The following is a 12,865-nucleotide window of genomic DNA, read 5'->3' as shown; positions in this document are numbered from 1 at the left end:
AACCATGCCGGGCCACCCGTTGTTTTGTTGAGCCGCGACGCGCCATTGGGCCTCGCCGAGCGACGACTGCTGCACGCAACATTCTCCTTGACAACGACCGAGCCTGAACGCCGCGCCCCCTATTCCGGATCCAGGTTGTACCACGGGGAGATGACCAGCTCGAAGCCGGTCTCGTACACCAGAACGCTGACAGGTCGCGGAATAACGAACTGACGCCAGACGGTATCATCCGTCATTGTCATTTCCTCGGGATCCACGGAGAGGACCGGCGTGTCGACGAAATCCCCGTCATAGTAGGTCCGGTCAGCGACACCATCACGCCAGTAGATCCGATCGTTGGCAGAGACCCAGGATGGTTCCGGATAGACGCGCTCGGCAGTCCAAATGCCGGCTTGAGTCACGAACGAGCTGAACGATGCGCCCTCATCGGCGACGACAAAACTGCTCAGCCCATCGTTGGTTTTATCGTGTATCAGCTCCGTTCCCGGAGTAAACCAGTTGACGGAATCCAGCGTCAACTTACTGGCTTTGGCATCCACGACCATGTAGGACGGGCGGCCTCCATTTTTGGTCACGTAGACGGACCACTCAGCCCGATTTCCCGACAGGAGTCCTCGCAGCCCGTAAACCGCATAGATGTTCAAGGAGAGGTAGATGCGAGGAGCATCGCCTTCGAGGATTGCTATCGGCGTCAAGGCAAAGCCGGGCGGAAAAGCCAAAAACTCGACAAGGTCGTCGACCTTGTCGGGGCTGATCTCGAAGTTGACAAAGAGCGAGGGCGGGTCGTCGAGAACTTCAAACTTCAGTAAGGGCTGTTCGGTTCCCTTGAACACATCAGCAGCCGATTGCCGGGTGAGCGTGCCATACATGTAGTGCTTCGCGAACCGGTGACGGTCGAATGCCGGGTCGTCGACGGGGTCTGCACCCAGCGCTCCAGCATTAGACATCAAGAGCAGACCAAGGGTAAGAACGGCGGTGAACGGTCTTTTCATCGAGAATCGCCTCAAGGCCGGTAGAGCGGGGCGCCATACGCGGTGAAGGTCGCAGCAAGGGCTGACGTTTTCAAGTTTGAAGTACAACGCGATCGTTCACGGGCGTCTCACATCGATCAGCCCGTCCTCGGGGTCGGCGTTCCCATCGGCAGGAGCGAGACCCGGCCCGGCTTCGTTAGACCGTCGAAAGAACCGCGAAGCAGAATCAAGCGGTGCGAGGTCCGGGTGGCGGAGCCAATCATCGAGTGTCACCGAAACGTCATTGGCAGCCGTTAGATTGAGGCCCAAGGAGAACGGCAGTGCATGAGGTCAACGTGATCATGAGCCGAAAAGCGATGCTTCCGAGAGTCTTTGAGCAAGAACCCTGCGCGCGCTCTCGGACCCTCGTCCTTCTCTTGCGATGTATTCTGTTCGGGTTGCTCCTGACAAGCGCCCCGACCATGATCGCCGGACCCGCCGAGGATCAGCCCATCACTCCCGAGCTCCTCACCGACCCCTATCTGCAGCGCCCGACCGACGACTCGGTCGAGATCGTCTGGGTCACCGAGTTCCCGGGTCGTCGCCACTGGCTCCTTTACGGTGCCGACGTCGCGGAAGTCGCGGTAGAAGACCTTGTTCGCCTCTCTGAAGGCCCGCGCAGCACCGTCGGCGCCGCGCGCGCCGTTCGGGTGTCCGAGGCCCGGACCATTCGACTCTCGCGCATGCGCGAGGACACTGATTCTCGTCCCCCGGCGGATGCGCCGAACGGCCCCGTCGTACGACCGCTCTGGCGGCATGCCGCGCGGGCAGAGGGTCTTCGGCCGGGCGAGCGGGTGCCCTACCGCGTGCTGAGTCTCGACGACGCGGGTCGCCCGGTCCTGAGCGCTGTCTTCACGCTCGCGCCCAAGCCGCTGCCCGGTCAAGCCGTGAAGATCCTGCTGACGTCGGATCACCAAACACTCCCCATGACCCCCGCCAACCTTCAAAAGGTCGAGGAGACGGTCGGGCGGGTCGATGCCGTATTCGTCGTCGGCGACCTGGTCAATCATCCGGATCGTGCCTCCCAGTGGTTCGACGATGCCCGCGGGACCGCCTTCTTCCCGGCCCTGCAGGGTCGCGCCTCGGCGATCATCGAAGACCAAGACGGACGCGAGACCCGCTATCGCGGCGGGCGCCTGATCCAATATGCGCCGCTCTACACGGTCATCGGCAACCACGAGGTCATGGGCCGGTCGCTGCCCGGCCGGGGTCTCGCCTACGAATTCAACGCGGCGGTGCCGCGCACGGTCGCCGAAACGGCCTACGAAAGGCGTGCCGGAGAGATCAATCCGAGCGGCGATCCGGAGATCCGCGCGCGCTGGATCAAAGACAACAGCTTCAACCTCGACAGCTATCTGGAGCTCTTTACGCTACCGGCCGACTCGCCCGGCGGCGAGACCTATTGGGCCGAGACCTTCGGCGACATCCGCGTCGTCGGGCTCTACGTCACCCAGATCTGGCGCACGCCCAAGCTGGACGCCGATCGCCCGGGCCGCTATCGGGAGGTCGATCCGCTCCCGGACGACCCGCTCGACCAAGGCTGGGGGCAGCACATCTTCGAGCGGATCGATCGCAGCAGCGACCAGCTCGCGTGGCTCGAGCGCGAGCTGGCGAGTCCCGCATTCCGCAACGCCAAGTACCGCGTCGTCCTGATGCATCACCCCATCCACGGCTTAGGCGCCAACAGCTCGCCCCCCTTTACCGATCCGGTGCGTATCGAAGAGCGCGACACGAACGGGGTACTCACGGACGTGCGCTACGAATACCCGCGTTCGGAGGATCATCTGATCCGGGATCTCAAGCCGTTGCTTCGACGGGCAGGCGTGCAGCTGGTCGTCAACGGACACTCGCACCTGTGGAACCGCTTCTTCGATCGCGGGGTGCATTACCTCGAAACCTCGAATGTCGGCAACAGCTTCGGGGCCTTCCATGCGCTCGGCGGCCAAACGCGTCCGGTGCCGCCGCCGCCCTGGGACCCTGCGAACGCCACCTCTCGGGGCGACCCGAACGGGCTCGAGCCCATCCCGCCGAGCATCGACCCCGAAACCGACGGCGACCGGGTTCTGCCTTACATCGCGAGCAATCGGCTGACACTTTTCTCGATCCTCGACACCGCCGACGGGTCGGTCACCAGCTATGCCTTCGACACCGGCAATCCCGGTTCGGAGGTTCGGACGGTGGACCGATTCATTCTGAAGCCATAATGGCCCGGGACGCCTTGCGCCTGCGCACGCACGGTAGACCCTTCCAGGACATCACCCTGGGAGTCGACAATTTGCCGGCGCCAGCGTCGCCGAATCCACCAGACCAGTCCGCCAAGCAGCGCCAGGATCAGCAGCATCCAGCCGATCTGACCGAAGTCGTGCTGCAAGACCGATTCACCGAGAAGGACGAGGATGGCGGCGTAGATCAGCGAGACGATCAAGGACACCCAGAAATAGACCGAAAAAGCTAAGCCGCTCAGGCATAAGAGGTAGGTTTTGAGTGTTCCGGGGACACCGGGGGCAGCCTTGACCAACAGCGCGAATCGAATCGCCTGCGCGGGTGATGTCAGCTCGGGGAGCTTGAAGGATGTCCTGGCAAGACGCGCATGGATCCAAGGACGCAGGCTCGTGTGGGCGAGCCACCAGGACAGGACCAGATTCGCCGCCATGCTGAGCCCCGAGCCGATGATCGCGGTGCCGGCGCCGAAGGTCGCTCCGGCGAGCAGATAGAAGGGCGAGGTCGGAAACCCGACGGCCGGAAGGACCGCGAGCAGCAGGAAGAAGACCAACGGATCGGCGGTGCTCGTCCATTCCCAGAAGGCGGTATGGTCCCAATCGTAGGCGATCCACAACCACCATCCGATGAGCGCCAAGGTGAGGACGCCGAACAGTCGAACGGACCAGACGACCCACGTCCGTTGTTTCGGCGCATCCAACCGGTCGGGTGCGCGCCCGGTGCCGGAGAATCGCGCAAGGCAACTGGACCGCATATCACTGCTTCGTTCTGATCCGCGCCCGATCGTACTGCCTGGAACTGGCTGCAGCGCCGCCACGGCACCGCAACCCGAAGGTACGATCAGCGGCGTGGCGGCTCGGGGGGCTTGATCTTGATCGAGAGATTTTTTCGACATCGTTCGACGGCGCTCTTTCGTTGACTCCAAGGCCAGGACGTTGCTCGCCCGGCGATCGGCGTGATATTGCGATCTCACCATAGGACCGCTTGCGACATTGGAAAATCCAACGTTTCTAAACCGCGCAGAGACACCACCGGCCCGCTCAAACAGGCCACCACCGCGTCGCATGATGGCGCGGGACGTGTGCGCCAAATGGAGTGCAGCAATGGATCGAGGCAGCGATGAAAGATGGTTCCTGCATGCACGGGGACCCCTCACCCCAGCACGCAGCGATCCCGACCCTGATCCTTGGCGGCATACAGCGCCTGATCGACGCGCCGAAAAAGGGTGTCGACACTGTCATGCGGCGCGAACTGCGCGATACCGAGGCTGATCGTCAGCCGCCCCACGCCGGGGAACCGGAACTCGGCAACCGCGCCCCGGAGTTGCTCGGCGAGCTGCCGGGCACCCTCGCCATCGGTCTGCGGGAGCAACAGGGTAAACTCCTCGCCGCCCCAGCGCGCCAACCCATCGGCTTGGCGCATGCGGCTCCCGAGGATTTCTGCGAGCGTTCGCAACACCTGATCGCCGATGTCATGGCCGTGGGCGTCGTTGATGGTCTTAAACCGATCGATGTCGAGCAGCAGCAACGAGAACACCTCGCGATAGCGTCGCGCCCGGACGATCTCGGCGCGCAGCCGTTCGTCGAAGGCACGCCGGTTCTGCAGCCCGGTCAGCGCATCCTGGTAGGCCATGGCGTGCAGTGCTCGCTGCAGTTGATCGCGGACCAGCGCCGCGCTGATGATGTCGGCGACCAGCCGCAGCAGGCGTTGCTCGAAGTCGCTCCAGCGCTTGCGCACCTGCACGTCGTCGAGACCCAGGATGCCGCGCATCTGACCGGTCCCGAACATCGGGATCGCCAGCATGGACTGGATCTCACCGTCGCGGATCATGCGCTGCTCCTCGGGCGAGAGCTGCGCAATGTCGTCCTGAGTGACCCAGGCGGCCTGCCGACTGTGGGCAATCTCCGGCAACCAGGGATAGCGGTCCACCGCGAGGTCGCGCAGCTCGTCGAGCTGCGGCCGTATGCCGGGTGCGCACCACTCGTGGCTGCAGGTCATGGTGGCGCCGCCCTCGGCCATCTGGAAGAGATAGCAGCGATGCGCGCAGAGGCAGGCGCCAATGCGGGCCAGGGCGGCGTCGATTACCACATCGAGGCCGGGCTCGGCCGGGGTCAGGAACATCCGGGAGATGTCGCGCACCGCCTCCTCGCAGGCGTTGCGCCGGGCCAGGTCCTCGCGCGCGCGAGCGCGCTCGATCGCAAGTCCGGCCAGGCTGGCGGCGCCCGCAATCTGGGCGATCTCCCGCGCACGCGGGGTCCGTGGCTGCCCGGCATAGAGGGCAAAGGTGGCGAGGACCTCGCCATCCTTGGCCAGCACCGGCTCCGACCAGCAGGTTCGCAGACCGGCCCTGGCGGCAAGCTCCCGATAGGGCGCCCAGGCCGGATCCACGAGGATGTCCTCGCTGATCACCCGTTCGCCGCGCGCGGCAGCGGTGCCGCAGGAGCCGTGTCCGTCGCCGATGGCGAGGCCGTCGATCACCGTGTTGTAGAAGGCCGGCAGGCTCGGCGCGGCGAGCAGGCGCAACCGGCGGCTTTCCTCGTCGACCAGCAGCAGCGAGCAGAGGCCGTCGGACGCCGCTGACTCGGTGGCGCGGACGATTTTCTCGGCAATGGCCGCCAATGGTTGGTCGGTCAGGATGTCGCGCAGGATCGCTTGCACCGCGCGCTCACGCTGCTGCGCACGCCGCCGTTCGGTGACATCGACGAAGGCACCGAGAAAGCCGTCGTCGAGCACCGCGTAGTGGATCTCGACCGCCCGCCTCTTGCCGTTCTTACAGGTCACCTCCGCGTCGAACGGCAGTTGGCTGGGATCCCCCGCGGCCAGCGCGGCGAGCGCGGCGTCCCAGCGCCCGCGCATCTGACGGCGGTACGCCAGGTCTGGATAGGCCAGCTCCCACCAGCGCTGCTCGTCGGGCAGATCGGACTCGCTGTAGCCGTAGGTCTTGGTGAAGAGCGCGTTGTAGAAGCGAGTCCGGTGTACCCGATCGAGATTGCCCAGGGGGACCGGCGCAAAGTGCAGCAGGCGCTCGAAGCGCGCCTCTCCAACCCGCCGCGCGGCCTCCAATTCCTTGGCGTCCGTGATGTCGATGGCAACCCCTTCCCAGAGCATGCGCCCGTCCTGGAGCGGGCGCGGCAACGACTCCAGGCGCCACCAGCGGGTCACGCCTCGGACCACGACCCGGCCCTCCCACAAGAAAGGCCGCGGGGCGGTGAAGACCTGCTGATTCAGCGCCAGGAACGCCGGATAATCCTCCGGGTGCACCCGCTGGAACACGGTCTCGCGCGTCGGCGAGAACCACCTCTCGGGGCAGGTCGAGCATGGCGAGAAGCCGTTCCGTGACGAAGCGGAAGGAGGGGTGGCCGTCGGCATCCACCTGCAACAGATACAGGCCGGCGGGTATGGCCTCGGAAGGTTGGGGCGATGAGCAAGAATCGACGACGATTGGTGGGTGCTGGGACATCAAAACGGCCGTGTGAGCGCCGCCGGCTGCTGCGGTTTATTTGGACCGGCAGTGGCCGTCGTGATCGCGGCTCCGAGCGTGAGTGACCCAACTATAGCGGATTCCCGCTTGCGCGGCTCTCTCACAGCGGGTGACTATTGCCCGGTCTTCCGTTGTTTTTGTTGAACCGCACCCGTCATTGCTCAACTGCAAGGAGGATTGAACGGCATGATAAGCATCCCGCGTCCTCGGGGATGGTCAGCACGCCCCGGGCATAGAAAAGACCTTTGGCCCATTGAGGTAAAGTGACGGATTACAAGGCTTTTAGTCTGTTAGGCGTTGTCGTTATTGTCGGTGGTCTTGCGTCGCCCCTGGTTCTTCAGGGCTGACTTCATTGATTCCGCGCCGTGCGAAGGCACCGAAGGCCCTGTCGAAGAGATGGTTCGGCCAGGATAGATGGGGTCGGAAACTCGCCTGGATCGACGACCCGACGGAGCTCGTCGATCACGCAGCGTACTCGTGTCGGCAACGGCGGGGGGTCGGCAGCGATGGGGTCGTGGAGGCGCTGCGGAGCCGGCGCTGATCCAACCATGGCTCCAACAAAAAAAGCCCCGCCCCGGACTCTCGCCGGGGCGGGGCTTTCTTCTGCGGCTAGACGCAGACGGTCGGGCTTACATCATGCCCATGCCGCCCATGTCGCCCATTCCACCCATGCCGCCGCCGCCCGGCATCGGGGCGTCGTCCTTCGGCTCGTCGGCGATCATGGCCTCGGTGGTGATCATGAGACCGGCGACCGACGCGGCGTTCTGCAGTGCCGAACGGGTGACCTTGGTCGGATCCAGGATACCCATGTCGACCATGTCGCCGTATTCGCCGTTGGCGGCGTTGTAACCGAAGTTACCCGAGCCTTCGACGACCTTGTGCAGGATGACGGACGGCTCGCAGCCGGCGTTGGCGACGATCTGACGCAGCGGCTCTTCCATGGCGCGACGCGCGATGGTGATACCGACGTCTTGGTCGTGGTTGGCACCGACCAGGCCCTTGACCGCGGTCTGGGCACGAACGAGCGCAACACCGCCGCCGGGGACGATGCCTTCCTCGACCGCCGCACGGGTGGCGTGCAGGGCATCTTCGACGCGTGCCTTCTTTTCCTTCATCTCCATCTCGGTGGCGGCACCGACCTTGATGACGGCCACGCCGCCGGCCAGCTTGGCCAGACGCTCTTGGAGCTTCTCCTTGTCGTAGTCGGAGCTGGTCTCTTCGACCTGGGCGCGGATCTGCTCGCAGCGCGCCTTGATGTCGATCTCGGAGCCGGCACCGTCGATGAGGGTGGTCTCGTCCTTGCCGACCTGCACGCGCTTGGCGGTACCCAGATCGTTCAGGGTCGCCTTCTCGAGCGACAGACCGACCTCTTCGGAGATCACGGTCGCGCCGGTGAGGATGGCGATATCCTGAAGCATGGCCTTGCGACGGTCACCGAAACCAGGGGCCTTGACCGCACAGACCTTGACGATACCGCGCAGGGTGTTGACCACCAGGGTGGCCAGCGCTTCGCCTTCGACATCTTCGGCGACGATCAGCAACGGACGACCGGCCTTGGCAACCGATTCCAGCACCGGCAAAAGCTCGCGGATGTTGGAGATCTTCTTGTCGTGCAGCAGGATGAAGGGGTCATCCAGCTCGGCGCTCTGGCTCTGCTGATTGTTGATGAAGTAGGGCGAGAGGTAGCCGCGGTCGAACTGCATGCCTTCGACGACATCCAACTCGTTGTGCAACGAGGTGCCGTCCTCGACGGTGATCACGCCTTCCTTGCCGACCTTCTCCATCGCCTCGGCGATGATCTGGCCGATCGACTCGTCCGAGTTGGCCGAGATGGTGCCGACCTGGGCGATCGCCTTGGCCTCGGTGCAGGGCTTGGAGAGGTTCTTGAGCTCTTCCACGGCCGCTTCGACGGCCTTGTCCATCCCGCGCTTCAGATCCATCGGGTTCATGCCGGCAGCGACGGCCTTCAGGCCTTCGCGGACCATGGCCTGAGCCAGAACGGTTGCGGTGGTGGTGCCGTCGCCGGCGATGTCGGAGGTGTGGGAAGCGACTTCCTTCACCATCTGGGCGCCCATGTTCTCGAACTTGTCGCTCAGCTCGATTTCCTTGGCGACGGACACGCCGTCCTTGGTGACGGTCGGGGCACCGAATGACTTCTCGAGGACGACGTTGCGGCCCTTGGGACCCAGCGTGACCTTCACGGCATTGGCGAGGATGTTGACACCCTCCATCATACGGGCACGGGCTTCACCGCCGAACTTGACGTCTTTTGCACTCATAGTGTAAATCCTTGATCTGATTCTTTGGAATTCGATGCTGCAGGGGACGCGGGTCGAGCCTGGACGGCTCGCTCGCGGGGCTTACGTCTGGACTCGATGCGGGCTTCCCGCAGGGGAAGCGCTCGGCATCAGCCCTCGACGACACCCATGATGTCTTCTTCGCGCATCACCAGGAAATCGTTGCCGTCGAGCTTGACCTCGGTGCCGGAATACTTGCCGAACAGGACGCGGTCGCCGACCTTGACATCCAGCGGACGGCTCTCGCCGTTGTCGAGGATCTTGCCCTTGCCCACGGCGATGATCTCGCCCTGGATCGGCTTCTCGGTGGCGGAGTCCGGGATTACGATGCCGCCGGCGGTCGTGCGCTCTTCTTCCATGCGACGGACAACGACGCGGTCGTGCAGGGGACGAATCTTCATGTGGTGGTCTCCTCGTGCGGTTGACGGGTTCGGAGCGCGGGTGAGCAGCCCGTTTCGGCGCGCTCTGTTAGCACTCATCTCAAACGAGTGCTAATAGTAGAGCCTTATCCTCGTCTGTCAAGCGCCGGAGGGTTCGACGGGCCTCAATCTTCCCGGCGGTAGTCGCCTTCGATGACCCGCGGACCCTCTTCACCTCCTGTGTGCGCACCGGGCCTGACCGGGATCACCCGGACATAGCGCCCGACGATCCATTGCCGCAGCGGCGGGACCAGCAACACAAACCCGATTGTGTCGGTCAGAAAGCCTGGAAGGAGGAGAAAGAGTCCCGCGACAAGGAGCAGCGCGCCATCCAAGACCTCCAGCGCCGGGACCTCGCCGCGGTCGGTCATCTCGCGCACCCGCATCAGCAGACCGAAGCCTTGGTGGCGTACGAGCCAGATCCCGACGATGGCGGTGAAGATAGCCAGGGCGATGGTCGGAAACGCCCCGATCTCGGAGCCGACCTGAATCATGACGTAGATTTCGATCATCGGAATTCCGATGACGATCAGCAGAAACAAAAAAGGCACGATAATGGTCTCCCGAAGTGGTCGGTCGGTCCGCGCTCGGTCGACCGAGATCCCTTAAACCGACAAACATTATGGTAGAAACAGGCCGATCCGTTGCAGGATAGTGGAACCCCGAATCTTATGAAACGCCGCCGAGCCAGCACATGACGGCAGACCACCGCCTGATTTTCTGCACCTGCCCCGACGAGGCCACGGCCGGGCGCATCGCCGAGGCATTGGTCGATGAGCGCCTTGCCGCCTGCGTCAATCTACTGCCGGGCATCACCTCGGTGTACCGTTGGGATGGTCAGATCCAGCGCGATCCCGAGGTCTTGCTCTTGATCAAGACGACGACCGAGCGCGGCGCCGCGTTGACCGAGCGCCTGCGCGCATTGCATCCCTACGCGATTCCGGAAATCATCGCGGTCCCCGTCACCGAGGGACTCCCCGACTATCTGAGCTGGGTAACGACATGCACCGACCACAACGACTGAGCCCCGGGATCGGGGCCGCCGTCGAGCGGCGCCAAGCTGCCATCGACGACACCGCAAACGAACAACAGGGTCCGGGACATCGGCCGTTGCGCGGGACATCCGCCGCGAGACGGCTCTTGAGCCTCGCCTTGGCCTGGCTGCTCGTCGCTGCGGCGGCGCCGGCAGCGCTGGCGGAGGACGAATTCCTGATGCCCGATCAGGCCTTCCGCATCTCGGGCGAGGCGGACGGACCGGACGCGGTGCGAGTGCGCTGGGAGATCGCCGACGGCTACTACATGTATCAGAGCAAGTTCGGGTTCCAGACGGATACCGTCGGGATCTCGACCGGCGGCCCGCAGATGCCCGCCGGGAAGACCAAGGAGGACGAGTTCTTCGGCAAGGTCCAGGTCTATCGCGACAGCGTCGAGATCCGGGTGCCGGTCACCCGCTCGACCGGCGCCGGCAACTTCCTGACCCTCGAGGCCACCTCGCAGGGCTGCGCCGATGCCGGACTCTGCTACCCGCCGCATCGCCAGCGCCTGCTGCTCGAGCTGCCGGAGATCGCTGCCGCAACGCCTGTCGCCGCCGAGACCCCGTCACCGATTCAGGGCAAGCAGTCGGCGAAGGCCTTGGCGGGCTTCGGTCAGTCGCTCGGCTTGGGTGCGGACGACGACATCCTCCCCGCCGAGGAGGCGTTCCTCTTCTCGGCCGAGGTCGCCGGCCCGGACCGGCTGCAACTGACCTGGGACGTCGCCGAGGGGACCTATCTCTACAGCCACCTGCTCGAGCTGGCGCTCGAGGACGGGAGCGAGGTCGCCATCGGGGCGTTCGAGCGGCCCGTAGGCGACATCAAGAAGGACTCCATCCTTCCCGACGGCAGCGTCGGCGATGTCGAGGTCTATCACGACCGGGTCGATCTGACCCTGCCCCTGCTGCGCGGGTCGAGCGAGCCGACCGAGGTGACCCTGATCGCGAAGTATCAGGGCTGCGCCGAGATCGGCATCTGCTATCCGCCGCAGACGCAAAGGGTGACCCTGAGCCTGCCGGAGGCGCTGGTGACGGCGGTTCTGCCGACGGCCGCAGCGGCGGCCACGCCGGCCGATGCAGAGCCGGTTGTGGACAACACGGTCTCCGAGCAGGACCGGATCGCCTCCGTCCTCGCCAACAGCGGCGTCTGGGTGGTGATTGCGGCCTTCTTCGGGTTCGGGCTCTTGCTCGCCTTCACGCCCTGCGTCTTCCCGATGATCCCGATCCTCTCGGGCATCATCGCCGGACAGGGTCCGAACATCACCACACGCAAGGCCTTCACACTGTCGCTGGTCTATGTCCTGGCGATGGCCTTGACCTACACGGTCGTCGGCGTCTTGGCGGGGCTCTTCGGCGCGAATCTGCAGGCGGCCTTCCAGAACCCCTGGGTCCTGACCTCCTTCGCGTTGATCTTCGTGCTGCTCGCGCTGTCCATGTTCGGCTTCTACGACCTGCAGCTGCCGTCGAGCTTCCAATCCAAGCTCGCCGAGATCAGCAACAAGCAGGAAGGCGGCACCCTGATCGGTGTAGCCATCATGGGCCTGCTCTCCGCGCTGATCGTCGGACCCTGCGTGGCTCCGCCGCTCTTCGGCGCACTCATCTACATCAGCCAGACCGGGGACGCGGTGCTCGGCGGCATCGCCCTGTTCGCGCTGAGTATGGGCATGGGCGTGCCTCTGATCGCCATCGGCACCTCGGCCGGCAAGCTGCTGCCGCGCGCCGGCGGCTGGATGGATGCGGTCAAGGCGGTGTTCGGCGTCGCCCTGCTCGGCGTGGCCATCTTCATGATGGAGCGGATCCTGCCGCCGGCGGTGGCCATGCTGCTGTGGGGGCTGTTGCTCATCTGCTCGGCGGTCTACATGGGCGCACTGACCCAACTGCCGCAGGGTGCAAGCGGCTGGAGCAAGCTCTGGAAGGGGCTCGGCGTCTTCCTGCTCATCTACGGCGCGCTCATGCTGCTCGGCGCGGCGGCCGGCGGGAAGGATACGGTCCAGCCGCTGCGTGGGCTCGCCGTGGGCGGCAGTGGTGGTGGCGCCGCGGAGGCGGTCTTCACGCGGGTGAAGACGGTGGACGACCTCGATCGCGAGGTCGCCAAGGCAGGGGCGCTCGGCAAACCGGTCATGTTCGACTTCTATGCGGACTGGTGCGTGACCTGCAAAGAGCTGGAACGTTACACCTTCAGCGACCCGGCGGTGATCGCGGAGATGAACCGCTTCGTCCTGCTCAAGGCCGACGTCACGGCCAACGACGCGGATGATCAGGCCCTGATGAAGCACTTCGGCATCATCGGACCACCGGCCATCCTCTACTTCGACACCGCAGGAGCAGAGCTCAAGAACTACCGCTTGGTCGGCTTCAAGCCCGCCAAGGACTTCGTCGAGCACCTGCGCCGGGCCGTGCCATGAACG

The 12,865-nt window shown here is 64.7% G+C and carries 9 protein-coding genes; 3 read left to right on the top strand and 6 right to left on the bottom strand.

The window, feature by feature from the left end; genetic code table 11:
- Positions 1–119: 119 nt before the first annotated feature.
- Complete coding sequence (locus KFB96_RS18495) at positions 120–992, bottom strand: hypothetical protein (protein WP_213460373.1); 873 nt, start codon at positions 990–992, stop codon at positions 120–122.
- Positions 993–1,432: 440 nt separating this feature from the next.
- On the opposite strand from KFB96_RS18495, the gene KFB96_RS18490 reads away from it, so the two are divergent.
- Positions 1,433–3,214 carry a metallophosphoesterase gene (locus KFB96_RS18490; protein WP_213460371.1) on the top strand — a complete coding sequence of 594 codons (1,782 nt, stop codon included), beginning with the start codon at positions 1,433–1,435 and terminating at the stop codon, positions 3,212–3,214.
- Here the strand turns inward: KFB96_RS18490 and KFB96_RS18485 are convergent.
- The 5 genes from KFB96_RS18485 to KFB96_RS18465 form a co-directional block, all read right to left on the bottom strand.
- Positions 3,145–3,984: a hypothetical protein gene (locus KFB96_RS18485; protein ID WP_213460369.1), complete on the bottom strand. Its 840-nt coding sequence runs from the start codon at positions 3,982–3,984 to the stop codon at positions 3,145–3,147. The genes KFB96_RS18490 and KFB96_RS18485 overlap by 70 nt on opposite strands.
- Before the next feature lie 398 nt (positions 3,985–4,382).
- Positions 4,383–6,503 carry a diguanylate cyclase gene (locus tag KFB96_RS18480; RefSeq protein ID WP_213501483.1) on the bottom strand — a complete coding sequence of 707 codons (2,121 nt, stop codon included), beginning with the start codon at positions 6,501–6,503 and terminating at the stop codon, positions 4,383–4,385.
- Between the two features lie 837 nt (positions 6,504–7,340).
- The gene (groL, locus tag KFB96_RS18475) at positions 7,341–8,990 is read right to left on the bottom strand and encodes a chaperonin GroEL (RefSeq protein WP_213460363.1); all 1,650 of its coding nucleotides are present in this window, start codon (positions 8,988–8,990) and stop codon (positions 7,341–7,343) included.
- A gap of 128 nt (positions 8,991–9,118) precedes the next feature.
- Positions 9,119–9,409, bottom strand: coding sequence for a co-chaperone GroES (gene groES, locus KFB96_RS18470; protein ID WP_093029859.1), 291 nt, complete (start codon positions 9,407–9,409; stop codon positions 9,119–9,121).
- A 143-nt stretch (positions 9,410–9,552) separates the two neighbouring features.
- Positions 9,553–9,978 carry an FxsA family protein gene (locus KFB96_RS18465; protein WP_213460361.1) on the bottom strand — a complete coding sequence of 142 codons (426 nt, stop codon included), beginning with the start codon at positions 9,976–9,978 and terminating at the stop codon, positions 9,553–9,555.
- Positions 9,979–10,121: 143 nt separating this feature from the next.
- Between KFB96_RS18465 and cutA the strand changes: the two genes are divergently transcribed.
- Together cutA and KFB96_RS18455 are read left to right on the top strand one after the other, a co-directional pair.
- Positions 10,122–10,451, top strand: a complete 330-nt coding sequence (gene cutA / locus KFB96_RS18460) for a divalent-cation tolerance protein CutA (protein WP_213460359.1) — start codon at positions 10,122–10,124, stop codon at positions 10,449–10,451.
- Entirely contained in the window at positions 10,430–12,862 is a 2,433-nt protein-coding gene (locus tag KFB96_RS18455) for a protein-disulfide reductase DsbD (RefSeq protein ID WP_213460357.1), read from the top strand. Before cutA ends, KFB96_RS18455 begins: the two co-directional genes overlap by 22 nt.
- Positions 12,863–12,865 lie beyond the last annotated feature (3 nt).

This window comes from Thiocapsa sp., from assembly GCF_018399035.1.
GTDB lineage: Bacteria > Pseudomonadota > Gammaproteobacteria > Chromatiales > Chromatiaceae > Thiocapsa.
This window is presented reverse-complemented; position numbering and strand designations above follow the sequence as displayed.

What these genes read in the sequence shown, in the direction of transcription:
- KFB96_RS18495 (WP_213460373.1), bottom strand. Translation starts at nt 992, where the DNA reads ATGAAAAGACCGTTCACCGCCGTTCTTACCCTTGGTCTGCTCTTGATG.
- KFB96_RS18490 (WP_213460371.1), top strand. Translation starts at nt 1,433, where the DNA reads ATGATCGCCGGACCCGCCGAGGATCAGCCCATCACTCCCGAGCTCCTC.
- KFB96_RS18485 (WP_213460369.1), bottom strand. Translation starts at nt 3,984, where the DNA reads ATGCGGTCCAGTTGCCTTGCGCGATTCTCCGGCACCGGGCGCGCACCC.
- groL (WP_213460363.1), bottom strand. Translation starts at nt 8,990, where the DNA reads ATGAGTGCAAAAGACGTCAAGTTCGGCGGTGAAGCCCGTGCCCGTATG.
- KFB96_RS18455 (WP_213460357.1), top strand. Translation starts at nt 10,430, where the DNA reads ATGCACCGACCACAACGACTGAGCCCCGGGATCGGGGCCGCCGTCGAG.
- cutA (WP_213460359.1), top strand. Translation starts at nt 10,122, where the DNA reads ATGACGGCAGACCACCGCCTGATTTTCTGCACCTGCCCCGACGAGGCC.
- groES (WP_093029859.1), bottom strand. Translation starts at nt 9,409, where the DNA reads ATGAAGATTCGTCCCCTGCACGACCGCGTCGTTGTCCGTCGCATGGAA.